The sequence below is a fragment of the Halotalea alkalilenta genome, from assembly GCF_001648175.1.
In the GTDB taxonomy this organism is placed as follows: Bacteria; Pseudomonadota; Gammaproteobacteria; order Pseudomonadales; family Halomonadaceae; genus Halotalea; species Halotalea alkalilenta_A.
This window is the reverse complement of sequence record NZ_CP015243.1, coordinates 340,837-364,237: the sequence shown is the minus strand read 5'-3', so window position 1 is coordinate 364,237 and position 23,401 is coordinate 340,837. Positions and strand designations below refer to the sequence as shown.

Sequence of the window (23,401 nt, the reverse complement as noted above, 5' to 3'; positions counted from 1 at the left end):
ATGGAGTGCAATGCACGCGGCACTGCACCCTGGGCGTTAGTTCTACGCCAAGCTGAAGAGAAGGAAATGAGCGAAGGATTAAACCCTGTGCTGGCAAGACCATGGTGCAAGTGCGCCGGGCGCCAAGTACAGGCTCACCCATACTGAGGCTGTAGATCCGCGCGGGTGCCGATCGGTTTTCGCCAACGCGCTCTATGCTGAAACGTCACTCTGGCGCAGAAGAGGATTTCGCCATGAAGACCCTGGTCATTGGTGCCGCCGGCCAGATCGGCCAGCGGATCGTTGCCCAACTGCACACCCAGTCCAACCACACCCCTGTCGCGCAGGTCAGGCGCACCGAACAGCTCGAAAGCTATCATCGCCGCGGCATCGAGGCCCGGCGGGTGGACTTGGAGGACGATGTGGCCGCGCTCTGCAAGGGAATGCGTGGCTGTGACGCGGTGATCTTCAGCGCAGGCTCCGGCGGGGCCACTGGCTTCGACAAGACCTTGCTGATCGATCTCGACGGTGCGGTCAAGTGTATGGAAGCCGCGAGCGCCTGCGGCATCCGGCGCTTCGTGATGATCAGCGCCTTCGGCGCCGACCGTCGGGAGGATTGGAACCCGGAGATCAAGCCCTACTACGTCGCCAAGCACTATGCCGACCGCCTCCTGCTGGTGAGCGGCCTCGACTACACCATCATTCGGCCTGGGCGTCTCACCGACGAACCCGCCAAAGGCCGGGTCGCGACCGAGCCAAGCGCCGACGGCGAGCGCAGCATTCCTCGGGCCGATGTCGCCCAGGTCGCAGGCGCGGTGCTCGACGCCGACAATGCACGTTGCAAAGCGTTCGACTTGGTCAGCGGCACGCAGTCGATCGATGCGCTGGTCCATGACCTGTGAACGGCGGCTGGTGCCGTGATGGGAAGTGAGTGGTAGGAAGACTGCGCGCTTAATGCAGCCCTGGCGCCGAGGCGAGTTCATCGATCGGCGGTCAGGCAGGCGCCGGTCGCCCGGACGCTTGCGATTTATTGGCCGAGTCGCTCCAGAATGATCTCGGTACCCTCGCGCACCGCCTTGGCGATCAGCGTCGCCGCTGCCTCGCTGTCGTGCTCGCGCAGCGCACAGACCAGCTTGTCGTAGTTGTGGGCTTCGAACGGATTGTCTTCGTCGATCGGGAAGATATGGTGCAAACAGGGCCCGACCCTGAGCCATAGCTGCTCGATCTGCGCCATCAGTATCGGCATTTGTGCAGCCTCGTAGAGGCAGAAACGAAATTCTCGATTGAGCTGTAGTGCCTCTGCGCTCTTACCGCGCCGCCTCGCCGCCTTGTAGCGTTCATCCAGCGACGCCAGCTGATCGATGCGTTGGGTATCGATCACCCTGGCGGCATGCGAAGTCGCCAGGCTTTCGATCGCTTCGCGTATCAGCGCGATCTCTGCGTACTGTGCCCGTGTGATCACCGGCACCTGGAATGACTGGGCCGGGCTGATCTCCAGGGCGCCGTACGCGACCAGCTTGAGCAGCGCTTCGCGTACCGGCGTTGGGCTGACATCCAACTGGGCGGCAAGGTCTTTGGCCACCAGCCGCTCGCCAGGAAGCAGTTTGCCTTCGATCAACGCTTGCTTGAGCGTGCGCTCGACGTAGCCGCTCAGGCCGCCTTTGGGTGCCTGGGCGAACCTGCCTGTATTCGGTCGTTCCATATTGATCCTTGCTGAAAGCAGCTGCCGCCGGAATCGATGGTTTCCGGCGCTAAAGTAACTTGTGATGGCATCGAAATACAGAATATATTCTATATCGAAACCAGCGCGTCGTTCCCGACCACCCCGTTCGCACCCTCTATTTCCTGGAGGCTCGATAGCATGCATTCCCCCTTTGGATGGACCAGGTTGTTGGCGTTTTGCTTGCCGATCGCGCTGGTGTCGGTGCCGGACCATGCTCGGGCCAGTGAGCTGACCATCGCCCAGGCCACCGCACCGGCGGCGCTCGACCCAGGTTTCCTGCGTGAAGCGGCGACGCTGGTCGACAACGTGTTCGACACCTTGGTGATGCGCGATGACCAGATGCGTTTGGCACCAGGCCTGGCCACCGAGTGGCGGGTGATAGACGACCAGACGTGGGAGTTCGAGCTGCGTCCCGGGGTGAAATTCCACAACGGCGAGCCATTCGATGCCGAAGCGGTCAAGTTCACCTTCGACCGGATCCTCGACCCCGCCGCCAATGCGCCGACGATCAGCTATGTACGCACCATCTCCGAGGTCGAGATCGTCGACGCCGATACCGTTCGCTTCCATACCACCGGGCCCGATCCGCTGCTGCCGTCGAGGCTCAGCCGCTATCCGGCCTACATCGTCCCGCCGGGCTACTTGCGAGAGGCCGGCGAGCAGAAATTCGCCTCCGCGCCGGTGGGTACGGGTCCCTACCGGGTGGCTGAGTTCGTGCGTGACGACCATCTGACCATGGTCGCCAACCCCGATTACTGGCGGGGCGCCCCAGAGCTTGAGCGCGTGATCTGGAGGCCGATTCCGGAAGCCACCGCCCGGGTAGCCGCTTTGCTCTCGGGAGAGGTCCAGCTCGCTGAAAGCATCCCGGCGGACCTGGCCCAGGTGATCGAGTCGAATCCTGAGCTGCGCTTGGATCGGGTCGAGAATGGTGGGCTCACCCTCTATCTTGGACTCAAGAGCGACGAACCCCCGCTCGACGATCCGCGGGTCAGGGAGGCGCTGTCGCTTGCGATCGATCGACAAGCGGTGGTCAGCCGCCTGCTGCGAGGGTTCGCCACCGTGCATGGCAGCCAGGCCAGCCCGCTCGATCATGGCTATCTAGAGCTTCCGGCTCCGGACTACGACCCTGAGCGCGCTCGGCAATTGCTGGCGGAGGCGGGCTATGGCGATGGCTTCGAGATTCGTATGCAAGCGCCACGCCGCTACAACGCGAGCGCTGACGTAGGGCAGTACCTGGCGCAGGCTTTTGGCCAGATCGGTGTGAAGGTCTCCCTCGAGATCCCTGAGTGGTCGGTCTATACCCAGCAGGTGCCATCGGGAAGCCAGGCACCGATCTACATGTTGGGCTGGGGATCCACCCAGACACTGGATGCCGACGCGGCGCTCTATCCCATCCTGCGCTCCGGCGAGCCTTACTCGACCGTGCGCGACGCCGAGCTCGACCAACTGCTCGATCGCAGTCGCCAGATGCTCGATGAGCAGGAGCGCATCGAGCTACTCGCGGCGGTGCAGCAGCGAGTGGTCGACCAGCGCCTGCTGCTCACCCTCTACCAGGAAGACAGCCTCTACGGCGTCGCCAATGGCGTGCGCTTCGAAGGCCGGGCCGATGCGCGCATCCCGCTGTTCGACTTGGGCTTCAACCCATGAGGGGGGCGTTGACGCTCATGCTGGGCCGGCGGGAGATGGATCTATGGCTGAGCGGCGGCTTGCTGGGGTTGATCGCGCTGGTCACGCTGGTCGGCCCGTGGCTCTGGCCGCTGGATCCGCTGGAGGCGGATCTGCTCTCGAGCTTCTCGCCCCCGCTTTCGTCGAGTGGCGATGTATGGCATCCACTCGGCACCGACCAGCTCGGGCGCGATCTACTCGCCCGTCTGCTCGAGGGTGGCCGGTTGTCGGTGGCGATCGTCCTCTGCGCTGGAATGATTTCGCTACTGATAGGTACGACGGTGGGCATGCTTGCCGGGTACTTCGGTGGCTGGGTCGATGCGCTGATCATGCGTCTGGTCGACATCCAGCTGGCGATTCCTTTCATTCTTCTCATCCTGCTGCTGGTGTCGGTGATCGGGCCGGGCATTGGCAATCTGGTCGCGGTGCTTGGGCTCACCGGTTGGGCGATCTATGCGCGGGTCGCGCGGGCGCGCACCCTCGAACTGCGTGAGCTCGAGTACATGGAGGCGACCAAGGCGCTGGGCCTGCCGCTCTACCGGACGCTGTTGCGACACCTGCTGCCCAACCTGTTCGGCGCCCAGCTCGTGCTGTTCACCCTCGATCTGCCGCGCCTGGTGGTGCTCGAGGCGTCGGTGGGTTTTCTCGGCATGGGTATCCAGCCGCCGGCGCCGACCCTGGGCAACCTGATCGGCGAAGGACGTTCCTACCTGCTGGTCGCCGATTGGCTGGTGATCTGGCCGGGCGTGCTGATCGCAGCGCTCGTGGTTGGATGCAATTTCTTCGGTGATGCCTTGGCGCGTCGCTATCGGATCAAACCGAGGTGATGACTTGAACGCGCGCTACGTAGTTCATCGGTTGCTGCAGTCGCTGCTCGTGATGCTGGGCGTCACGGTGGTGGTGTTCTATGCGCTGCACCTCGGTGGTGATCCGGCTGCATTGATGCTGCCTCCAGAGGCGAGCTTCGAGGAGATCGCAGCCTTTCGCCAAGCGATGGGCTTCGACCGCCCGCTGTGGGTGCAGTACATCGATTACCTGTCGCGACTACTGCAAGGCGATTTCGGTGTCTCGCTACGCTTCCAACGCCCGGTGCTGGAGCTGATCGTCGAGCGCCTTCCCGCCACCTTGCTGCTGGCGTTGGCGGCACTGAGCTGGAGTACGCTGCTGGGTTTCTTTCTCGGCGTCGTCGCGGCGCTGCGCCCTGGTAGCGCGATCGACTTCTTCGCCCGCTGCATTGCGCTGATGGGGCAGGCACTGCCGGTGTTCTGGCTTGGCCTTTTGCTGATTCTGCTCTTCTCGTTGCACTGGCGTCTGCTGCCCACCGGCGGATATGGCGAACTCCGGCATTTGATCCTGCCCGCCGTGGCGTTGGGTGCCTACTACATGAGCGCGGTGACTCGGCTGGTGCGCGACAGCCTGATCGACGCGCTGGGGCAGGACTATGTGCGCACCGCTCGGGCGAAGGGGTTGTCCGAATGGCGAGTGATACGCCGCCATGCCCTGCGTAACGCGTTGATTCCCGTGATCACGGTCCAAGCGATGGAGTTCGCGGCGCTGCTGGGCGGCGCCCTGGTCACCGAGGTGATCTTCTCCTGGCCTGGGATCGGCCGCCTGGCGGTGCAGGCCATACAGAATCGGGATCTGCCGCTGGTGCAGGTGATCGTGCTGTTCGCCGCGGCGATCTTCGTGCTGGTCAACCTGTTGGTCGATCTGCTCTATGCGCTGCTCAATCCGAGGATACGCCTTTGAACACGGCGGCACGGCTGAGGGCGCAGGTGCTCGAGCTGCTCGATGAATGGACGCCGATCCACTCGGTGGCGGGTGACCGGGAGGGGTTGACCCGCATGGCGCGCTGCCTGGAGGAGCATCTCTCCACCGTCCTGGGCGCCACCATCGTGGATGAAGGGCGCCATGCGTTTCCGCCGGTGGTGCATGCGCGTATCGATCTCGGCGCACCGGTCACCCTGCAGCTCTACAACATGTACGACGTGATGCCGGCGGATGAGTCGGGATGGCTGCTACCGCCGTTTCGCGGTGGCCTGGACCTCGATGCCCCGCGTCCGCGCTACATCGGCCGGGGGGCGGAGAACAACAAGGGGCCATTGGCGGCGATGCTGGTCGCGGTGCGCCATCTGCTCGAGCAGGGTGGGCTTGGCGTCAATCTCGAGCTGCTCATCGAGGGCGAGGAGGAGAGCGGGAGCCGCAACCTGCGTGACTACCTCCGCGGCGACACGCCGGTGCGCTCGGCCGAGGCCACGCTCTTCCCATCGCTATGCGAATACGCGGGCGGACCGCCGCGGGTCTATTACGGCTTCAAGGGGATAGTACATGGGCGGGTCCGGGTGGAAGGCGGCGCCTGGGGCGGTCCGCGCCAGGCGATTCACTCGAGCAATTCACCGTGGATCGGCAATCCATGCTGGGAGCTGATCGAGGCGCTGGCGCCGCTGCGCGATGGGGCACTCGGTGAAGTAGCGCTGCCCGCGTCGCTGGTGCCGGTGTTCGATCAGCTAGCAGCGAGCTTCGAGCCCGAGCGTGAACTCGAATTCCGCCATACCGAGCGTTTCTCCCTGCCGGGCGATCGCGCGGCCTTGCTGCACCGCCTGCTGTGCGCCCACCAGCTCAATCTCAGCGAGCTCACCAGCCATCCGCTCCCCGGCAAGGCGACCATCCCCGCGGTGGCCGAGGCGCGCTTCGACCTGCGGGTCGCTCCGGGTGCTGAGATTTCGCAGCTCCTCGATCGGGTCGCCGCTGTGATTCGGGCCCGCCCGGCTGCAGCCATCCAGGTCGATGAATGCTTCCCCGGTATCGCGTTCAGCCCCGATGCCCCGGGGTTCCTGGAGCTCATCGCCAGCTACCGTGCAGCGGGGGTCGAGCCACTGTGCTGGCCGTGGTCGCCGGGTGCCGCCCCAGCCCATGCCTTCGCCGGAGTGAGCCACGCCTTCGTGATCGGAGGGCTGGGCCGCGGGGGCAACGCACATGGCATCGACGAATACATCGAGCTCGATGGAATCGATCGGCTGGTCGCTTCGTTGACCGATTGGCTGGCGCGCTTCCCTAGCTCTTTCCCATCGCATCGCCAGTCCTGATACACCCCAAGGAGGGGTTACGCCATGGCACTCAGCCACGAAGACTTCGCCCGCGTCGAGCTGGGCTTCCTACCCACCCCGATCGATGAGCTGCCGCGTCTCTCCGCTGCGCTCGGCGTCGATGTGCGCATGAAGCGCGACGACTACACCGGTTTTGGCGGCGGCGGCAACAAGGTGCGCAAGCTCGAGTACCTGCTGGCAGAGGCGCGCGCGGCCGGCGCCGAGGTATTGATCACCACCGGTGGGCACCAGTCCAACCACGCCAGGATGGTCGCCGCAGCGGCGCGGCGCTTCGGCCTCGAGGCGGTACTGGTGCTGCGCGGCAACGCACCGCAGCAGCGCGAGGGCAACCTGCTGCTCGACGAGCTGTTCGGTGCCACGATCGAGTACCTCGATCCCCAGGCCTACTTCGAGCAGGTCGAGCCGTGCATGCAAGCCCACGCGGAGCGGGCGAGGGAGCAAGGAAAGGTACCGTTCATCATCCCGCTGGGTGGCGCCACGCCGCTCGGTGCGCTGGGCTACGTGCGTGCGGTGGCCGAACTCGCCGAGCAGTACGCCCGGATGCAGTGGTCGCCGCCCGACATCGTGCTCGCGCCGGCTGGCTCCGGCGGGACGCTCGCCGGACTGATCGTCGGTGCCCGGCTCTACTGGCCGCAGACCAAGGTGATCGGGGTCAGCGTGAGCCGCGATGCCGCTTGGTTCCAGAGCCGGATCGCTGCGATGGCGAGCGACTGCGCCGAACTGCTCGAGCAGCCCCTGCGCTTCGCCGCTGAAGAAATCCAGGTCGAGGACGGCTATGTCGGCCCCGGTTACGGTCTGCCCAGCGACGACGGGGTCGAGGCGATACATCGGCTGGCCAAGGACGAGGGGATACTGCTCGATCCGGTCTATACCGGCAAGGCGATGAGCGCGCTGATCGACCTGTGCGCCAAGGGGCGCATCGCCCAAGGGCAGCAAGTGCTGTTCGTCCACTGCGGTGGCAGCCCCGCGCTCTACCCCTTCTCGGAGCGGTTGCTGGAAGGCCGGCGGCAATGACCACACTGGGCGTGCGCTGTCTTGACCGTGCCCAGGTCACCTCCCTTGGCGGAGGGGATTTCGACGCCGCGATGGCGGATATCGTCGACGTTCTGGCGCTTTTCGAGGCCGGCCAGGCTCGCATGTCGCCTGAGTGCGTGCTCCCCCTGGCGACCGACGACAGGCCCGGCTATGCCTATGGCCTACCGGCCTGGGTGGGCGGAAGGTTCGATGCCGTCGGGCTCAAGTGGAGCCTGCATCTTCCGCCCCAGGGTGTGGGCCAGCCCTCGTCCTACTCGACCACCTTGGTCAACCATCTCGATGGAAGGCCGCGTGGGCTGGTCGAGAGCGGCCTGCTGACGGCGGTTCGCACTGCGGCGGTCAGCGCGCTCGCGCTCGAGTACGCAGCGCCCGGCCCGCTCACCCGGGTGACCGTGCTGGGGGCAGGGTTCCAGGCGCGTACCCACCTGTCGATGCTTGCCGGGCGCTTTCCCGGCATCGAACGGGTGACGATATGGAATCGCACCCCGTCAGCGCTGGCGTGGGCCACCCAGCGCGCCTGGCCATTCGAGCTGGTGGTCGCCGCTAGCTTGGAAGAGGCATGCAAGGGTGTGGATGCGCTGCTGTGCTGCACCAACGCCGAACGCCCCCTGGTGGGCGAGGATGCGGTGGCGGCGGACCGGCTGGTGCTCCAGATCGGGCGCAACGAGGTCAGCTTCGCGGCAATCGAGCGTTTCGACGCCGTGCTGGTCGATCTTTGGGGCGAATTTCGTCTCACCAGCGCCAAGAGCCTGTTCCAGATGCACCGCGCAGGGCGTTTCGAACCAGCGCGCCTGGCCGCAACGCTTGCGGACCTGGTCGCCGGGCGCTGGCGACCCGTGCCGGGAAGCTCGGTCTATTTCTCGAGCTTTGGGCTCAACCTGTTCGATATCGCGCTGGCTGCCCGGCTGCTCGAGGCGGCGGAACGCCTCGAGGTGGGCAGCTGGCAAGCGCTTCTTACCCTGCCTGGAGAATCGCCATGAATAGCGCTTCTATCATCGATGCCGCCCAGCTTGCCAGCCGCCTGGCTCGCCCTGGCACGCTGCTCGTCGATGTACGCTCGGCCGATGCATGGCGGGCCTCGACGCTGCCTGGTGCGGTGCATCTCGATGCCTACAGCGTATTCATCGATCGCAGCGATGACGAAGGAATCCAGCACCTGGTGGCCGCTGCAGCGCAGGCGCTGGCGGAGATCGGCGCTTTCTCCGCCACGCAAACCATCTATTTCGAAACCGCGACCGGGATGGTGTCGCCGAGGGCGCTGTGGTTCCACGAGCTGCTTGGCCTACCCAATGGGCGGATCCTCGATGGCGGCATCGATGCCTGGCATGCCATCGCAGGCGAGCTGGCCCCAGGAGCTGGCGCGAGCTCGACGATTGCGCTCGAGCGGCGCGCCGTGGCACCTGCCGCCTGGAGGGCGGAGTCGATCGCAAGCTACGACGAGGTCACCGCCGCCGATGGCGTGGAGACGGTGGTGGTCGATGTGCGGCGTTTCAGCGAGTACCAGGGGGAGTTCGTGCACCCTTGCTGCGCTCGCGGTGGCCGGATTCCTGGCAGCGTGCACCTGTTCTGGGAGGACGTACTGCAAGGCGGCAGCTACCGCAGTCCGAGCGAGATTCTCGCCCGGGCCACCGAGGCCGGGCTCGACCCCAGGCAGACGCTGATCCTCTATTGCCACCGTGGCGCGCGTGCCGCCACCGTGTTCTACGCGCTGCGCATGGCGGGCTTTTCCAAGCTCAAGGTGTTCGTCGGCTCGTGGCACGAGTGGGCCGAGCGCGCGTCTGGAGTCGATCCCAGGTGAGTACATCGCTGCTGCGGGTCGAAGGCCTGGAGATAGGCGTCGATGGCGAGCATTCTGCGTTGGTCGCTGGCGTCCACTTTGAGGTGGAGGCAGGGCGTACGCTGGCCTTGGTCGGTGAGTCGGGATCAGGCAAGACGCTCTCGGCCTTGTCGCTGGTGGGGCTATTGCCGAGTACGGTCAGGGTTCGAGCGGGGCGAATGACCTTCGACGGCGAGAGCTACGCGCTCGACCAGCCGGCCACCCTCGCCAAACTGCGCGGAGCACGCATCGGTTTCGTCTTCCAGGAGCCGATGAGCGCGCTCAATCCGGTGCTGCGCATCGGCGAGCAGATCGCCGAGGTGCGCGTACGCCATTGTGGCGAGCAGTGGCGGCAGGCGCATCGCCAAGCGATACGCCTGCTCGAGCGTGTCGGTATCAACCAGCCGGAGCGGCGTGCGCGGCAGTACATCCATGAGCTGTCCGGCGGCATGCGCCAGCGGGTGATGATCGCGATCGCGATTGCTTGCGAACCGCGGCTGCTGATCGCCGACGAGCCCACTACCGCCCTGGACGTCACCTTGCAGCGGCAACTGCTCGAGCTGATCGGTGAACTGCGCGATAGCCAGGGTATGGGGGTGCTGATGGTGACCCATGACCTGGGCGTGGTGGCTGAGGTCGCGGATCGGATGGTGGTGATGCGCAAGGGCGAGATCGTGGAGTCGGGCGAGGTCTCGGCAGTGCTCGCATCTCCCGCCCATGACTACACCCGCGGCCTGATCGCCGCCCTTCCCGGCGGCAGCGCCTTCCCGACCCGGGCGCGGATGGATACCAGCGCGCTGGGCGAGCCACTGTTGCGGGTGCGGGGCTTGAGCAAGAGCTACCCCAGCCGCCGCCGCTTCTTCGGGGCGAGCAACGAGCTCCAGGTGCTGCACGCGGTCGATCTGGATATCCACCGTGGCGAGACGCTGGCGCTGGTCGGCGAATCGGGCTCGGGCAAGAGTACGCTTGGGCGCTGCGTGCTCAATCTCACTCCCGCGAGCGGTGGCAGCGTGACCTTCGATGGCATCGACGTGCTCAACGCCAGGGGTGTGCAGCGCCAGTGGTTGCGCCAACGCATGCAGGTGGTGTTCCAGGATCCTTTTGCCAGTCTCAATCCGCGCATGCGGGTGGGTGACGCCATCGAAGAGGTGATGCTGGTGCACGGCATCGCCAGGGGGGCACGAGCCCGCGATCGCGTCGCAGAGCTGCTCGAACTGGTAGGCCTCGATGTGCAGGCAGCTAGCCGCAGGCCCCACGCTTTTTCCGGGGGGCAGCGCCAGCGGCTTGCGATCGCGCGAGCCCTGGCGCTGGAGCCTGAGCTGTTGGTCGCCGATGAAGCGGTATCGGCGCTGGATGCAACGGTGCGTGCCCAGGTGGTTACCCTGCTTGCACGGCTGAGCGAACAGCTGGGCCTGAGCATGCTGTTCATCACCCATGATCTCGGCCTGGCTCGCCATTTCGCTGATCGTGTGGCGGTGATGCAAGGTGGCGGGATCGTCGAGAGCGGTGACGCCGAGAGTGTGTTGAATGCTCCGCAGCACGCCTACACCGCCGCCTTGCTCGCGGCGGAGCCGCGCCACCCGGTCTGACTCGTGGTGAGCGTGGTTCGCGGTAGCAATCGTCATGGCGAATAGGCTTATGATCCGGTTCTGCCGGGGCTCGTACGCTGTGGTGCGGGTCGGGCGGTATGCTATCGACAAGGAGAACAACGGTGCGCAATGCATGCTCTACGTCAGTCTGGGCGTTGGCGCTGTTCGCGCTATCGAGCGTCCCGAGCTGGGCCGACGACGATACTTCGCTGTGGACGCTCTACGAACGCTCGCTGAAAAGTGCCAAGTACATCGACCTGACCCACGCCTTCGAGCCCGAGCAGGCGGTCTGGCCCGGCTTCGATAACGCAGTGTTCAAGCCCGCCGTGGCCAGCGCGGATATCCCGGGCTTCGTCGCCAAGGGCGAGGAGTACAGCTACGAGAAGCACGGCGTCGTCGCCAGCGCTTACCAGCTGCCGACCGACCAGTACGGCACCCAGCTCGACCCGCCCGCGCACTGGAATCCCCTCGGTGCGACGATCAGCGACCTGCCGGCGACCTATGCCTTGCGACCGCTGGTCGTGATCGACGTGAGCCAGAAGGTTGCCGCTGATCCCGGCTATCACCTCCAGGTTTCCGACATCGAGGCGTGGGAGTCGCGCCACGGGCGCATTCCCGAGGGCGCGGTGGTGATGGTGCGCTCCGACTGGTACAAGCGCTGGGACGAGCGCGAGCGCTTCAACCAAAAGCCCTTCCCCGGTGTCGGTCTCGAGGCATTGAAGTTCCTCCACCTCGAGCGCCATATCCTGTTCCACGGCCATGAGCCGCTGGATACCGACACGACTCCGACGCTCGAGGGCGAGGAGTGGCTGATGCACAACAATTTCGCCCAGGCCGAGGGGGTCGCCAACCTCGACAAGGTGCCCGAGGCCGGTGCGCTGATCTCGATCGGCTTCGCCAAGCCGCTCGGCGGCACCGGCGGCTTCGCGCGCTACGTCGCCATCGCCCCGCCCGACTGGCCCGAAGGCGAAAGCGTCGAGCAGGTGCCCGGCGCACCGCTGCCGGTCCAGCCCGCCCCGCTCAAGCGCGACGCCCAGGGGGTGATGCGCCCGACGCCGTGATCGTGCTCGTCCCGCCTCAGCCTAGGCTGAGGCGGGCGAAGGGCTCGATCGGTGGCTGGGGGCGGCGCTCGGCCTGACGGAGGTCGTAGTCGATCTGCACCCCGAGCCAGGTGCGGGCGCGGCCAATCCCCGCGCGCTCGAGCCGCACCGCGAGATCGGGGCTGATCGGTGCCCGGCCATGAATGATCCGTGACAGGGTCTCGCGGGCGAAGCCGAGCCGGCGCGCGAGCTCGGCGATGCTGATGCCGAGGGCCGGCAGCACGTCCTCGCGCAGGGTTTCACCGGGGTGGGGAGGATCGAACATGACCATCTTTTTATCCGCCTGTATCAGTGGTAATCGAGTAGATCGACCAGCTCCACGTCATTGTCGACGAAGCGAAAGATCACCCGCCATTGGCCGTTCACCGAGATCGACCAGTGGCCTTGCAGCTCGCCCTTGAGCGGATGCAATCGCCAGCCGGGCAGGTCCAGATCGCTCGGTGTGGCGGCACGGTCGAGAAACGCCAGTATGCGCGCCAGGCGCCTTGCCTGGTCCGCCCGGATACCGCGGGTCGAGCCGGTGGTGTAGAACTGGGCCATCCCCTTGTGGCGAAAGCTGACGATCATACGAGTGTGATGTATTGGGTCACGGTTTGCAATCCTATTTCGTACTGTGGGCATAGGAGAGCTTTCGGCGGCTGGCTGCGCGGATTGAGCCTGTCCCGCGGGTCGACGACACTGCAATGAACCGCGGCGAGCAGTGACACCGAAACAGGAGTGAAGAGGATGATTCGCGAGATTCTCAGGATGGGAGACGAGCGGCTGCTGCGTGTGGCGCCGCCGGTGCCGGTCGAGATGTTGGCAAGCGATGAACTGCGCGAGCTGGTCGCCGACATGTTCGACACCATGCGGGCGGCGGGGGGAGTGGGGCTGGCTGCACCGCAGATCGGCGTCGACCTGCAGCTGATGGTGTTCGGCTTCGATTCGAGCGAGCGCTATCCCGAGGCCGAGGCGGTAGCGCCGACGGCGCTGCTCAATCCGATGATCACCCCGCAGGATGGCGTGCTCGAGGCTGGCTGGGAGGGTTGCCTGTCGATCCCCGGGATGCGCGGGTTGGTCGAGCGCCATGCGCGGATTCGCTATCAGGGCGTCGACCCGGAGGGTGAGCCGATCGATCGGATCGCCGAGGGCTTCCATGCCAGGGTGGTGCAGCACGAGCACGACCACCTGCTTGGCCGGCTGTATCCCTCGAGGATCACGGATTTCCGCTATTTCGGCTTCACTGACGTGATGTTTCCCGAGCTCGCCGCCAAGACCGGGGATTGAGGGCCTTCAGGCCATCTCGAAGCGATAGCACCAGGTTTCGCTCGCCGCTCTGTCCCCGGCGCGCAGGCTCAGCCACAGGGTCACCGGGCCGGGATCGTCGTCGGCGCGCCAGTCGAACTGCACCCGGCAGGCGTCGCGCGCTGGCGACTCGATCAGCCGGATATCCTCGAGGTGGCCATGGGAGGCCTCGAGCCGGGGGGTGATCCGTTCGCCTTGGCCGAGCTCGTCGAGTGCGCCGCTGAAATCGACCGCGAAGCGACGTACCCCGGGGGCCTGAGCCGCACCGGCGAACGAAGCATGGACCCGGGCGAGCTCGGTCGTCACCGGTGGCAGAGCGCTCCAGTGCAAGCGGTAGGGCAGCCGCAGCCGGTCGCCGGCGCGGGTCGGTGCGGCGGGTATCCAATAGGCGCCGATGTTGTCGGAGGTCTCGCCTCGGGTCGGCAGCTCGAGCAGTTCGATGGCGCCCTTGCCCCAATCGCCGAGCGGTTCGACCCAAAGGCTCGGACGTAGATCGTAGCGATCCTCGGTGTCCTGGTAGTTGGCGAAATCGTGGTCGGCCTGGATCAGCCCGAACCCGCGCGGGGTCTCGTCGTCCTCGAAGCGCTGGCGGGCGAGGCGACGAGGGTTGCGCAGCGGCCGGCAGATCCACTCGCCGTCGCTGCGTTGGATCGACAGCCGGTCCGAGTCGTGCAGTTGAGCATGGAAAGTGTCGACCGCCATCGGCTGGGTCTTGCCGACGGCGAACATGCTGGTCATCGGCGCGACGCCAAGGCGGTCGATGTCATGGCGCAGGTAGAGCTCCGGCGTAATGTCCATCTTCACGCCCTCGACCTGGCAATCGATCACGAAACGATAGGCACCGGTAAGGCTTGGTGACTCGAGCAGCGCATAGAGGGTCAGTCGGGTCGAGTCGGGCGGCGGGGTTTCGAGCCAGAAGCGGGTGAAGTTGGGAAACTCCTCGCCGTAGCCGTCACCCGCGTCGATCGCAAGGCCACGCGCGGAGAGGCCGAACTGCAGGCTGTCGTCGATCGCGCGGAAGTAGCTGGCGCCGAGGAACGAGACCTGGTCCTGGTAGTCGAGATGCGGCCGCCTTCGAATCCTGACCCCGGCGAAGCCGTAGTCGCCGGTCAGCGTCGTGGGGTCGAGGTCGGCGCCTGCGTAGTCGAACAGCCAAGGGTGAAAGTGGATCTCGCGTGCCAGCCCGCTGGCCGGATCCAGCTCGTGGACCCGTACCCGTTGCTTGAAGCCCATTCCCACATGGAAGAACTGCGCCTCGAGCTCGCCGTCGCGGCCGTGCCACAGCGCTTGGTCACGACGGTACTTGATCCGCTGGTAGCGCTGTGGGGTCAGGTGGGTCAGCGCGTTGGGCAGCGGCGGCTCGTCGGGTCGATAGGGGGATTCGGCGAGCTTGGCGGCCAGCGCCTTCAGTCGATCGAAATCGAACGGTTGCGCTTCGCCGTCGGCGGGGCCGACCTTCACGTTCGCCGCCAGTAGCGCGCCGCTTGGAAGCCCGCAGGCGGCGAACATCGACGCCGCGGTACGAATGAAGTCTCTGCGCTGCATGGGGCAAGTTCGCCTTGGCTGCATGGATGAGCGGTGTGGTGCCACAGGGGGTGCGACATGGTGCGCCGGGGAAAGTTTCGCTTTCTCGGCAATGATGTCCGGATCCGGCTAGTTAGCCCTCAGGGAGAGTGCTACCGTCGAGCGATGAACATGACCATCGATGACATGCTGCCCAGCTTGGAGGTTTGCGAGCGGGCGAGACTGAGCCGCGATCCGCGCTTCGACGGACGTTTCTTCACCGCGGTCGTCAGCACCGGGATCTACTGCCGGCCGATGTGTCCCGCCCCGGCGCCGAAGGCGGAGAACGTGAGCTACTACGCCAGCGCCGCGGCAGCCGAGGCGGCGGGATACCGCCCTTGCCTGCGCTGTCGGCCTGAGCTTGCACCGGGCGGTGGGGCCTGGCGGCGCGGTGACTCTCGCTTGGCAAGGGCGCTGAAGCTGATCGATGAAGGGGTACTTGCCGAACGACCGCTGGCGCACCTGGCCGAGCGGCTAAGCTTAAGCGAGCGGCAGCTGCGGCGGCTGTTCGTCGAGCGCCTCGGTGCTACACCGAGCCAGGTGCATGGTACGCGGCGGCTGCTGTTCGCCAAGCAGTTGCTGACCGAGACGCGGCTGCCGATCACTGAAATAGCGCTGGCGGCGGGGTTCGGCAGCCAGCGACGGTTCAACGCCGCCTTTCTCGATGCCTACCGTATCGCCCCACGCGAGCTGCGCGGTCGCTCGCGGGCGGCTGACGGCGCAGCGACGACGCTGACCCTGCGGCTCGGCTACCGTCCCCCTTACGATTTCGAGGCGATGCTCGATTTCCTGCGCGGCCGCGCGCTGCCCGGTATCGAACGGGTCGATGCGTCGAGCTACGCCCGGGTGGTCGGCAACCTTCAGCAGCCTGGCTGGCTGCGTGTCAGCGCCTGGCCGGATGGCGCCCATGCGCTGCGCCTGGAACTGCACGGCGCGGCGACCACGAAGCTCTTGGAGATCGTCACTCGGCTGCGGCGGATGTTCGATCTCGACGCCGATCCCTATGCCATCGCCGAGGTGCTGGCGCGGGACCCAAGACTTGCGCCGCTGGTCGAGCGCCGCCCTGGGCTGCGCCTGCCGAGCGGCTGGGACGGTTTCGAGATCGCGGTACGCGCGGTGATCGGCCAGAGGATCAGTGTCAGCGCCGCGCGCACCTTGACCAGCCGGCTGGTGCAGCGCTTTGGTGTCGCTCTGGCCGAACCTTTCGCGCCCGGGCTCGAGCGCCTGTTTCCGCCCCCCGAAGCGCTCGCCGAGGGTGATCTGGACGCGCTCGGACTGACTCGCGCTCGCGCAGCGGCACTGCGCGCCATGGCGGCGGCGCTGCTCGAGGGGCAGGTGGATTTTCGCGTCGAACGGTCGCTGGAGGAGTTTGCCGCCCGCTGGGTCCGGCTTCCGGGAATCGGACCCTGGACCGCCCACTACATCGCGCTGCGCGGTCTCGGCCATCCCGATGCGCTGCCCGCTGAAGACCTCATCGTGCAGAGAAGCATCGCGGGTCCAGGCGCACGCATTACCGCCAAGGCGCTGATCGCGCGCTTCGAAGCGATACGGCCGTGGCGCGGTTACGCGGTGATCCAGCTCTGGCGCGAGGCGCAGCTCTGTGCTCCAGCTCCAGCCAGGCGGGCCCCTCGACCGCGCCCATCGGCACTCGGCGGCTCATCGTGAGGCGCGGCGCATTTCGCAAGGAGAAATCAGCATGACGTTCTATACGTACATCCGCAGTCCCGTCGGTAGGCTGCTGCTGGCCGCAGACGACGAAGGGCTCCGGCTGATCGAGTTCGAGCATCCCCGCCATCCTTATCGGCTGGGAGACGATTGGCGAGAGGGTGAGCATCCGCTGCTCGATCTGGCGCGGACCCAGCTCGATGAATACTTCAACCAGGGACGCCGGCGCTTCGAGCTCAAGCTCGCGCCGCGGGGCACTGAGTTCCAGCGCCGGGTGTGGAGCGCGCTTGCGACCATCGGCTATGGCGAGACGCTCAGCTATGCCGGGCTCGCAGCGAGGATCGATGCCCCTCGCGCGGTGCGTGCGGTGGGTGCCGCGAACGGCCGTAATCCGCTGCCGATCGTGCTGCCCTGCCACCGGGTGATCGGCACTGACGGCAGCCTCACCGGCTTCGGCGGTGGGCTGCCGGTCAAACGTTACCTGCTCGAACTCGAAGGCGTGCCGCTCGAGCGCGATCTGTTCGGCACCGCGTCGCTATGACGCGATGCCGATTCACCATGCGCGACGATCAGGCAGCGTTCTTCAACGACTGCATGTCGATCACGAAGCGATATTTGACGTCGCCTTTCTGCATCCGCTCGAACGCTTCGTTGATGTTCTGAATGTCGATCACTTCGACATCGCAGCCAATGCCATGCTCGGCGCAGAAGTCGAGCAGCTCCTGGGTCTCGGGAAGCCCACCGATCAGTGAACCCGCGACCACGCGGCGCTTGAACACCAGTTCGAAGGAGTGGATCGCCGGTTCGATCGGTTCGATCAGGCCGACCAAGATGTGAGTGCCGTCGAACTTGAGCGCCTTGAGGTAGGGGTTCAGGTCGTGCTGTACCGGGATGGTATCGAGCATGAAGTCGAAGGTCCCGGCGACCGCTTCCATCTGCGCCTCGTCGGTGGAGACAACGACATGGTCGGCACCCTGGTGCTTGGCTTCCGCGACCTTCGACTGGGAGCGCGTGAACAGGGTCACCTCGGCGCCGAGCGCCTTGGCCAGCTTGACCCCCATGTGGCCGAGGCCGCCCATGCCGATCACGCCGATCTTGTGACCAGCCTTGACGCCATGGTGTTTGAGCGGAGAGTAGGTGGTGATCCCGGCGCAGAGAATCGGCGCGGCGGATTTGAGATCGATGCCCTCGGGCATGTGGACGACGAAGCGCTCGCTGACCACGATCTTGTCCGAATAGCCGCCCTGGGTCGTGGTGCCATCGTGGCGGTCGGGGCTGCCATAGGTCATGGTGAAGCCTTCGAGGCAGTACTGCTCGAGTCCCCTTTCACAAGCCTCGCAGTGGCGGCAGGAGTCGACCATGCAGCCGACGCCGACGATCTCACCGACCTTGAAGCCTTCGACCTTGTCGCCCACCGCGGTGACCCGGCCGACGATCTCGTGGCCCGGCACCACCGGATAAGTGCTGAAGCCCCAGTCGTCGCGGACGAAATGCAGATCGCTATGGCAGACCCCGCAGTAGAGGATTTCGATTGCCACGTCGTCGGGGCGCGGCGCACGGCGATCGAAGCTGAACGGCTCGAGTGGCGTGGTGGCGGAAAGTGCAGCGTAGGATCGAGTATTGGACATATTGGTTTCCTGGCAGAGCAACGGGCAACCGGCCCGAAGGGTGAATAGGGTGCAGATACAAAGGCCGCCTCCCAGTAAGTAACAGTGTGGTTGCCGAGTGCCCGCACCGCCATGTTGGATCCTGCGTTCTTTTTGCCTGATCCTATGGAATTCCCACTTCAAGAGCGGATAGGACGGTGTTTTTCCTGCATGATGTTACGGTGTAACGGAAATAGAGGTTGATGCAATGACCATCCTGGAACATTCCGCACCGCCCTCGGTGGCGGCCGACTACGCTGCTCGTCTGGCGCCTCGCCTCGCCTCGCTTGCCGATAGGGGAGGTTTCAAGCCCTCCATGCTCGAAGATGTCGAGCTGCTCGTCAGCCGCTGCGCCCAGCGCCGCACGCCGCTGATCTACAACGCCGGACTGGTGGTGATCGTCCAGGGGGGCAAGATCGGCTTTCTCGGTGATCGAGTGATCCACTACGGTGCCGGACATTATCTGGTCCAGGCCATGCCGTTGCCGTTCGAGTGCGAGACCCATGCAAGTACGCAGGCGCCGCTGCTCGGGCTCGCGATTCGCCTCGATAGGGCATCGCTCGTCGAGCTCGCCGCCCAGCTGCCGGGACGCAGGGAAGATCCGGCGCCCGAGCCAATGGCTGCAGTGGCGATCGATGCCGAGTTCGGTGAGGCCCTGTCGCGGCTGGTCGACTGTTTGTTCGATCCGGTGCTGTGCCGTGCGCTCGGCGCAGCAAGGCTGAGAGAGGTGATCTTCGCCGCCCTGCGCGGTGCCCAAGGCGAGGCGCTGCGTCGCTTGGTGCTCGACGGCGGCCACTATCCACGGATTGCGGAGGCGCTGCGCTTTCTCCACGAACACTACGCTGAGTCGCTCAACGTCGACAGGCTGGCCCGCGCCGCGAACATGAGCGCATCCCACTTCCATCACCACTTCAAGGTGACCACCCAGCTTGCGCCGCTCCAGTACCTCAAGCGGCTGCGGCTGCTCAAGGCGCGTGCGCTGCTGGCCGAGCACGCCTGCCAGGTCGCCCAGGCGGCGAGCGCTGTGGGCTATCGCAGCAGCTCGCAGTTTTCCCGCGAGTACAAGCAATACTTCGGGGTCAGCCCGACCAGAGAACGGCGATGATCACTGCTCTTCGGCACTGCTAGGTGTCGAAGCGCTCCAGCGCGAAGGGGGCGAGGTCGAATTCGCTCTCAGCACCGCAGAGCCGCTCCGCGACCGCTTGACCGATACCCGCCGAATGCTTGAACCCGTGCCCCGAGCAGGCCGAGACGACGAAAACGCCGGGCATGGTGGGATGGTCGTCGAGGATGAAGCCTTGGTCCGGGGTGACGGTATAGAGGCAGGCGGCGGCGTCGACCACGCGGGAGGAGACCCCGGCGAGGCGTCCGCGCAGGTGGGCATCGAACAGCGCCTGCGACTCCGTCGCCGCAACCTGGCGATCCAGCTGGTCGGCATGGGTGGCGACCCGGTCCTGTTCGGTGGCTACCTTGACGCTTCGCTCTCCCGGTAGCGGCGGAAAGCCATAGAAGTAGTCCGCGTCTCCCGCGCCGTGCATCCAGATGTGAACCGGTGAATCGGCAGGAAAGCGTGCGTCCGCCTCGAGGCCGAACCAGTGCAGGGTCTGGCGGCGTACCGTCAGCAGGCGCTCGAACGGCGCGCCGAGCAGGTCGGTTGCCCAGGCGCCGGCGGCGACCACTGCCCGGTCGGCTTCGATGACCGCCTTGTCGGTGGTCACCCGAACGCCACCGGAGCGGTTGTCGATCCGCTCCACCTTGGTATCCAGCAAAAGCGTTGCGCTGGCGCGTTCGGCCCGCGCCAGCTGCGCGGCGATGCAGCGCTCTGGGCGCAGATAGCCGCCACCGGGCTCGAAGTAGGCATGCTGGTCGCGATGCATCCCGGCGAACTGAGGGAAGCGGGCGACCAGCTCATCACGCTCGAGGCAGCGGTGCTCGATGGCGAAGCGCTCGGCGGTCGCGACCGTGGTGGCGAAAAAGTCCTGCTTGCCGTGATGCGAGCCGCGACCGGCCGCACCGGCGATCACCACCGCACCGCAGGCTTCGAACAACGACTCGCCGCATGCGCTCTCGAGCTCGCGCCAGTGACGGTGCGATGCCAGCACGAACGGGACGTAGGCGGCGCCTTCGCCGACGGCCTGGCGCGTGATCCTGGTCTCGCCGTGGCTGGAGCCGCGATCATGCGGGGGGGCGAAGCGATCCACCCCGACCACTGCGACTCCGCGGCGGGCGAGCTGGTCGGTGATGGCCGCACCCATGGCACCGAGCCCTACCACCACTACATCCGTGCGTATCGTCTGCATTGCCTGCTCCCTGTTCCCATGGCCGCGGCGTCTCGGCTCACCGCCAGCGCCGTTCGATCCCATCGCGTAGCCGGTACCAACCGCTCGCCAGCGGCAGGAACCAGGGCCGCCCGTCGTAGAACGGCAGCCGCTGGAATTTCTCGCGGTCGAACGAGAGCGGTCGTGGCGCGCTTTCGAGCAGTTTCTGCGCCAGCCGGTAGCCGAGCCAGCTCATCAGCGCCACGCCGTTGCCGTTGCAACCCAGCGCATAGTGCGCCTCATCCATCGCGCCGACGTGGGCGGTCTTGTCGACCGTCATCGCTACCTTGCCGCTCCAGGCATGGCTGAGCCGGTAGTCGGCGAGCTCCGGCCAGACCTCGAGCATGCGTGCGCGAAGCTTGAGCGCGGCCTGGCGCTCGTCGATCTCGTAGAGGCCGGGACGCGAGCCGAACAGCAGCCGGCTGCCGTCCGGAGAGGGGCGGCTGTAGATCAGGTCGCGACGGCTGTCGGTGATCATTCGCCCGCCCGGCACCAGCCGCTCGATCAGCTCCGGCGGCAGCGGCTCGGTGGCGATCTGGTAGCTGCGCACCGGCACCACCCGGCGCGCCAGCGACGGCGTTGGCGTGGCGTCGGTGTAGCCGTTGGTGCAGACCAGCACTTCGCGGGCCTCGATCGCACCGCGCTGGGTGAGTACCACCTTGCCGCGGCTTGCCGGCTTGATCTCCAGCACCCGGGCGTGGGAGCGCAGCTCGGCGCCGTGGCGCCGGGCCAGCTCGCGCAGCGCGCGATGGTACTTGGCCGGGTGAAGGCCGCCGTAGTCGTCGACCAGGATACCGCCGTGGTAGTAGTCCGAGCCGATCACCTGGTGCTGGTCGTCGCGATTGAAGCGATGCACCTTGACCCCGGTGACCCGGGCGAGGATATCGCCCATTTGATAAAGCCTCGGCAGATGGCTCGCCGCGTGGGCGCCGAAGTAGCGACCCTTGATCTCGAGATCGGCGTCGAGCTTTTGCTCCTCGACCAGCTGCTGGATGAAGGCGAACGAGGCGATCGAATCCTCGATCATGCGCTGGAACAGTTCGGGAGCGATGCCTTTGATCGCGCCGCCGACCACCAGCTTCTGGCCGCTGCTGACCATTCCGCCGGTCCGGGTGCTGGCGCCGCTGCCGAGCTCGTCGGCGTCGAGCACCACTACGCGCCGCCCGTGCCGGGCGAGCTCGATCGCCGCGTTCAGGCCGGCATAGCCGGAGCCGACGATGGCGACGTCGACCTCGGTGGGTAGCGCGTCGAGACAGGTTTCCGGCGGGGCGGCGTCCCACCAGTAGGGGCGCTTGACGAAATCATCGCTGAATACTGCGTCATCTCTGACCATCTGGATTCTCTTCGGCAAGTCACAGCACCTGGGCGAGAAATTCGCGGGTGCGTGGATCCTGCGGGGCGTCGAACAGCTCGGCGGGCGGCGCGGACTCGACGATCCGGCCATGGTCGGTGAAGCAGACCCGGTGGGAGACTTCGCGAGCGAAGCGCATCTCGTGCGTCACCAGCACGCAGGTCATGCCCTCCACGACGAGTTCGCGGATGGTCTCCAGCACGCCCTTCACCGTCTCCGGGTCGAGCGCCGCGGTGACCTCATCGAACAAGATGACCTCCGGCTGCATCGCCAGGGCCCGGGCGATCGCTACGCGCTGCTGCTGGCCGCCGGAGAGTTCGCCGGGATAGCGCGACTCCTTGCCATCCAGGTGCACCTTGGCGAGCAGTCGGACCGCACGCTCGCGTACCTCCTCGGGGTCGTGGCCAAGCACCTGGACCGGTGCCATGGCGACGTTCTCGAGCACGGTGCGATGGGGGAACAGGTTGTACTGCTGGAACACCATCGCCACTTGGCGGCGCAGCGGGCGCATCTCCCGGTCGCTGCGCAACTCATGGACACGATGCTCGCCGACCCGGATGAAGCCCTCGTCGACGGGCAGCAGGCCGTTGATGGTGCGCAGGATCGTCGACTTGCCGGAGCCGGACGGACCGATCACGCAGACCGCCTCGCCCTTGCCGACGTTGAGCGAGATGCCCTTGAGCACTTCGGTATCGCCGAACGACTTGCGTACACCGTCGAGCTCGATCAGCGCTTCGCTGCGTGAGGTCATAGCGAATCTCCCTTGGTCTTGTTCTCCAGTCGACGGGCGAGCAGAGCGATCGGGTAGCAGTACGCGAAGAACATCGCCAGCACCGCCAGGTAGAAGTAGACGAGCGTGGTTTCGCTCTCCATCGAAAGCGTGGTGCGCAGCAGGGTGACGACCTCCTGCACCCCGGTGACGGTGGCCAGCGAGGTCGCGATCATCAGCAGCGCATAGAGGTTCATCCAGCCTGGGATCATGCGGCGAAACGCCTGGGGCAGGATCACCCGGCGGTAGATCTGTGCGGTGCTGTAGCCGAGCGAGCGCGCCGATTCCCACTGGCCGGCGTGCACCGACTGCACCGCGCCGCGGATCACCTCGGCGAAGTTCGCCGCGGTAGGCAGGCTCAAGCCGATGATCGCCTTGGCCAGCGGCGAGAATTCGAACGTGACGCCGAGCAGGGTGAGCCGATAGGGCAGCAGGTAGAGCATCGCGAACAGCACCACCAACCAGGGCGCGTTGCGCAGGAAGTTCATCACCACGAACGCGGGCTGGCGAACCAGCTTGCGCCGGGCCAGCAGGGACAGTCCCAGCAGCGTGCCGACCGCGGTGGCGATCGCCATCGATGCGATACCCATGACCACGTTGAGCAGGAAGCCACCGGTGATCGGCCAGCCCTGGGCGCTACCGGTCAACAGCAGCGGCAGCCGAGCGATCACCCGGCTCCACTCGGCTGAGCCACCGCGGACGGCGTCGCCCAGTACCAGGGCGATCACCGCCAGCAGGATACCGATCAGCAGCAGGCGTTTGCGCTGTTCGTAGCTTGGATTGATCACCAT

The 23,401-nt window shown here is 66.1% G+C and carries 23 protein-coding genes; 14 read left to right on the top strand and 9 right to left on the bottom strand.

Features of this window, described 5'->3' with window-relative positions:
* The first annotated feature begins 233 nt into the window (after positions 1-233).
* Positions 234-881 carry an SDR family oxidoreductase gene (locus tag A5892_RS01655; RefSeq protein WP_064121312.1) on the top strand — a complete coding sequence of 216 codons (648 nt, stop codon included), beginning with the start codon at positions 234-236 and terminating at the stop codon, positions 879-881.
* 125 nt (positions 882-1,006) lie between these two features.
* Here the strand turns inward: A5892_RS01655 and A5892_RS01650 are convergent, their stop codons facing one another.
* Positions 1,007-1,681, bottom strand: coding sequence for an FCD domain-containing protein (locus tag A5892_RS01650; protein ID WP_064121311.1), 675 nt, complete (start codon positions 1,679-1,681; stop codon positions 1,007-1,009).
* Between the two features lie 189 nt (positions 1,682-1,870).
* Between A5892_RS01650 and A5892_RS01645 the strand changes: the two genes are divergently transcribed.
* From A5892_RS01645 to A5892_RS01605, 9 genes are all read left to right on the top strand, one after another.
* Entirely contained in the window at positions 1,871-3,349 is a 1,479-nt protein-coding gene (locus tag A5892_RS01645) for an ABC transporter substrate-binding protein (protein ID WP_223302764.1), read from the top strand.
* Positions 3,350-3,366: 17 nt separating this feature from the next.
* Positions 3,367-4,194, top strand: a complete 828-nt coding sequence (locus tag A5892_RS01640; protein WP_082890578.1) for an ABC transporter permease — start codon at positions 3,367-3,369, stop codon at positions 4,192-4,194.
* Positions 4,195-4,198: 4 nt separating this feature from the next.
* Entirely contained in the window at positions 4,199-5,116 is a 918-nt protein-coding gene (locus A5892_RS01635; protein WP_223302763.1) for an ABC transporter permease, read from the top strand.
* Positions 5,113-6,453: a M20/M25/M40 family metallo-hydrolase gene (locus A5892_RS01630; protein ID WP_064121307.1), complete on the top strand. Its 1,341-nt coding sequence runs from the start codon at positions 5,113-5,115 to the stop codon at positions 6,451-6,453. Before A5892_RS01635 ends, A5892_RS01630 begins: the two co-directional genes overlap by 4 nt.
* Before the next feature lie 24 nt (positions 6,454-6,477).
* On the top strand, positions 6,478-7,488 hold the full coding sequence (locus tag A5892_RS01625; protein ID WP_064121306.1) for a 1-aminocyclopropane-1-carboxylate deaminase/D-cysteine desulfhydrase: 1,011 nt from the start codon (positions 6,478-6,480) through the stop codon (positions 7,486-7,488).
* Positions 7,485-8,489 (top strand): hypothetical protein, encoded by a 1,005-nt coding sequence (locus A5892_RS01620; protein WP_064121305.1) that lies wholly within the window; start codon positions 7,485-7,487, stop codon positions 8,487-8,489. The genes A5892_RS01625 and A5892_RS01620 overlap by 4 nt, the downstream gene beginning before the upstream one ends.
* Complete coding sequence (locus A5892_RS01615) at positions 8,486-9,307, top strand: sulfurtransferase (RefSeq protein WP_064121304.1); 822 nt, start codon at positions 8,486-8,488, stop codon at positions 9,305-9,307. Before A5892_RS01620 ends, A5892_RS01615 begins: the two co-directional genes overlap by 4 nt.
* A complete protein-coding gene (locus tag A5892_RS01610) occupies positions 9,304-10,914 on the top strand; it encodes a dipeptide ABC transporter ATP-binding protein (RefSeq protein WP_064121303.1) in 1,611 nt (536 codons plus the stop codon). The genes A5892_RS01615 and A5892_RS01610 overlap by 4 nt, the downstream gene beginning before the upstream one ends.
* Positions 10,915-11,036: 122 nt before the next feature.
* Positions 11,037-11,975, top strand: a complete 939-nt coding sequence (locus A5892_RS01605) for a cyclase family protein (RefSeq protein ID WP_223302762.1) — start codon at positions 11,037-11,039, stop codon at positions 11,973-11,975.
* Between the two features lie 16 nt (positions 11,976-11,991).
* On the opposite strand, the gene A5892_RS01600 is transcribed toward A5892_RS01605, so the two are convergent.
* Together A5892_RS01600 and A5892_RS01595 are read right to left on the bottom strand one after the other, a co-directional pair.
* Positions 11,992-12,279 (bottom strand): HigA family addiction module antitoxin, encoded by a 288-nt coding sequence (locus A5892_RS01600; RefSeq protein ID WP_223302761.1) that lies wholly within the window; start codon positions 12,277-12,279, stop codon positions 11,992-11,994.
* Between the two features lie 23 nt (positions 12,280-12,302).
* Positions 12,303-12,581 carry a type II toxin-antitoxin system RelE/ParE family toxin gene (locus A5892_RS01595; protein WP_064121301.1) on the bottom strand — a complete coding sequence of 93 codons (279 nt, stop codon included), beginning with the start codon at positions 12,579-12,581 and terminating at the stop codon, positions 12,303-12,305.
* A 159-nt stretch (positions 12,582-12,740) separates the two neighbouring features.
* Between A5892_RS01595 and def the strand changes: the two genes are divergently transcribed.
* Positions 12,741-13,280, top strand: a complete 540-nt coding sequence (gene def / locus A5892_RS01590; protein ID WP_064121300.1) for a peptide deformylase — start codon at positions 12,741-12,743, stop codon at positions 13,278-13,280.
* Positions 13,281-13,286: 6 nt separating this feature from the next.
* Here def and A5892_RS01585 read toward each other — a convergent pair whose 3' ends face one another.
* Positions 13,287-14,843 carry a glucan biosynthesis protein gene (locus A5892_RS01585; RefSeq protein ID WP_064121299.1) on the bottom strand — a complete coding sequence of 519 codons (1,557 nt, stop codon included), beginning with the start codon at positions 14,841-14,843 and terminating at the stop codon, positions 13,287-13,289.
* Between the two features lie 150 nt (positions 14,844-14,993).
* Between A5892_RS01585 and A5892_RS01580 the strand changes: the two genes are divergently transcribed.
* Together A5892_RS01580 and A5892_RS01575 are read left to right on the top strand one after the other, a co-directional pair.
* Positions 14,994-16,526 carry an AlkA N-terminal domain-containing protein gene (locus A5892_RS01580; protein WP_064121298.1) on the top strand — a complete coding sequence of 511 codons (1,533 nt, stop codon included), beginning with the start codon at positions 14,994-14,996 and terminating at the stop codon, positions 16,524-16,526.
* 31 nt (positions 16,527-16,557) lie between these two features.
* Positions 16,558-17,067, top strand: a complete 510-nt coding sequence (locus A5892_RS01575; protein ID WP_064121297.1) for a methylated-DNA--[protein]-cysteine S-methyltransferase — start codon at positions 16,558-16,560, stop codon at positions 17,065-17,067.
* A 28-nt stretch (positions 17,068-17,095) separates the two neighbouring features.
* Here A5892_RS01575 and A5892_RS01570 read toward each other — a convergent pair whose 3' ends face one another.
* Entirely contained in the window at positions 17,096-18,154 is a 1,059-nt protein-coding gene (locus A5892_RS01570; RefSeq protein ID WP_064121296.1) for an NAD(P)-dependent alcohol dehydrogenase, read from the bottom strand.
* A gap of 226 nt (positions 18,155-18,380) precedes the next feature.
* Between A5892_RS01570 and A5892_RS01565 the strand changes: the two genes are divergently transcribed.
* Positions 18,381-19,277, top strand: a complete 897-nt coding sequence (locus A5892_RS01565) for an AraC family transcriptional regulator (protein WP_064121295.1) — start codon at positions 18,381-18,383, stop codon at positions 19,275-19,277.
* Positions 19,278-19,296: 19 nt separating this feature from the next.
* Here A5892_RS01565 and solA read toward each other — a convergent pair whose 3' ends face one another.
* The 4 genes from solA to A5892_RS01545 are packed head-to-tail and all read right to left on the bottom strand — an operon-like array spanning position 19,297 to position 23,401.
* Positions 19,297-20,472: an N-methyl-L-tryptophan oxidase gene (gene solA, locus A5892_RS01560; protein WP_064121294.1), complete on the bottom strand. Its 1,176-nt coding sequence runs from the start codon at positions 20,470-20,472 to the stop codon at positions 19,297-19,299.
* Positions 20,473-20,509: 37 nt separating this feature from the next.
* Positions 20,510-21,823, bottom strand: coding sequence for an NAD(P)/FAD-dependent oxidoreductase (locus A5892_RS01555; RefSeq protein ID WP_064121293.1), 1,314 nt, complete (start codon positions 21,821-21,823; stop codon positions 20,510-20,512).
* A gap of 19 nt (positions 21,824-21,842) precedes the next feature.
* Complete coding sequence (locus A5892_RS01550; protein ID WP_027351030.1) at positions 21,843-22,592, bottom strand: amino acid ABC transporter ATP-binding protein; 750 nt, start codon at positions 22,590-22,592, stop codon at positions 21,843-21,845.
* Positions 22,589-23,401 (bottom strand): amino acid ABC transporter permease, encoded by an 813-nt coding sequence (locus A5892_RS01545; protein ID WP_082890213.1) that lies wholly within the window; start codon positions 23,399-23,401, stop codon positions 22,589-22,591. Before A5892_RS01545 ends, A5892_RS01550 begins: the two co-directional genes overlap by 4 nt.

Coding starts and splice junctions, on each gene's coding strand:
- A5892_RS01655 (WP_064121312.1), top strand. CDS start 234: ATGAAGACCCTGGTCATTGGTGCCGCCGGCCAGATCGGCCAGCGGATC.
- A5892_RS01650 (WP_064121311.1), bottom strand. CDS start 1,681: ATGGAACGACCGAATACAGGCAGGTTCGCCCAGGCACCCAAAGGCGGC.
- A5892_RS01640 (WP_082890578.1), top strand. CDS start 3,367: ATGCTGGGCCGGCGGGAGATGGATCTATGGCTGAGCGGCGGCTTGCTG.
- A5892_RS01625 (WP_064121306.1), top strand. CDS start 6,478: ATGGCACTCAGCCACGAAGACTTCGCCCGCGTCGAGCTGGGCTTCCTA.
- A5892_RS01620 (WP_064121305.1), top strand. CDS start 7,485: ATGACCACACTGGGCGTGCGCTGTCTTGACCGTGCCCAGGTCACCTCC.
- A5892_RS01615 (WP_064121304.1), top strand. CDS start 8,486: ATGAATAGCGCTTCTATCATCGATGCCGCCCAGCTTGCCAGCCGCCTG.
- A5892_RS01600 (WP_223302761.1), bottom strand. CDS start 12,279: ATGTTCGATCCTCCCCACCCCGGTGAAACCCTGCGCGAGGACGTGCTG.
- A5892_RS01595 (WP_064121301.1), bottom strand. CDS start 12,581: ATGATCGTCAGCTTTCGCCACAAGGGGATGGCCCAGTTCTACACCACC.
- def (WP_064121300.1), top strand. CDS start 12,741: ATGATTCGCGAGATTCTCAGGATGGGAGACGAGCGGCTGCTGCGTGTG.
- A5892_RS01585 (WP_064121299.1), bottom strand. CDS start 14,843: ATGCAGCGCAGAGACTTCATTCGTACCGCGGCGTCGATGTTCGCCGCC.
- A5892_RS01580 (WP_064121298.1), top strand. CDS start 14,994: ATGACCATCGATGACATGCTGCCCAGCTTGGAGGTTTGCGAGCGGGCG.
- A5892_RS01575 (WP_064121297.1), top strand. CDS start 16,558: ATGACGTTCTATACGTACATCCGCAGTCCCGTCGGTAGGCTGCTGCTG.
- A5892_RS01570 (WP_064121296.1), bottom strand. CDS start 18,154: ATGTCCAATACTCGATCCTACGCTGCACTTTCCGCCACCACGCCACTC.
- A5892_RS01565 (WP_064121295.1), top strand. CDS start 18,381: ATGACCATCCTGGAACATTCCGCACCGCCCTCGGTGGCGGCCGACTAC.
- solA (WP_064121294.1), bottom strand. CDS start 20,472: ATGCAGACGATACGCACGGATGTAGTGGTGGTAGGGCTCGGTGCCATG.
- A5892_RS01555 (WP_064121293.1), bottom strand. CDS start 21,823: ATGGTCAGAGATGACGCAGTATTCAGCGATGATTTCGTCAAGCGCCCC.
- A5892_RS01550 (WP_027351030.1), bottom strand. CDS start 22,592: ATGACCTCACGCAGCGAAGCGCTGATCGAGCTCGACGGTGTACGCAAG.
- A5892_RS01545 (WP_082890213.1), bottom strand. CDS start 23,401: ATGGTGATCAATCCAAGCTACGAACAGCGCAAACGCCTGCTGCTGATC.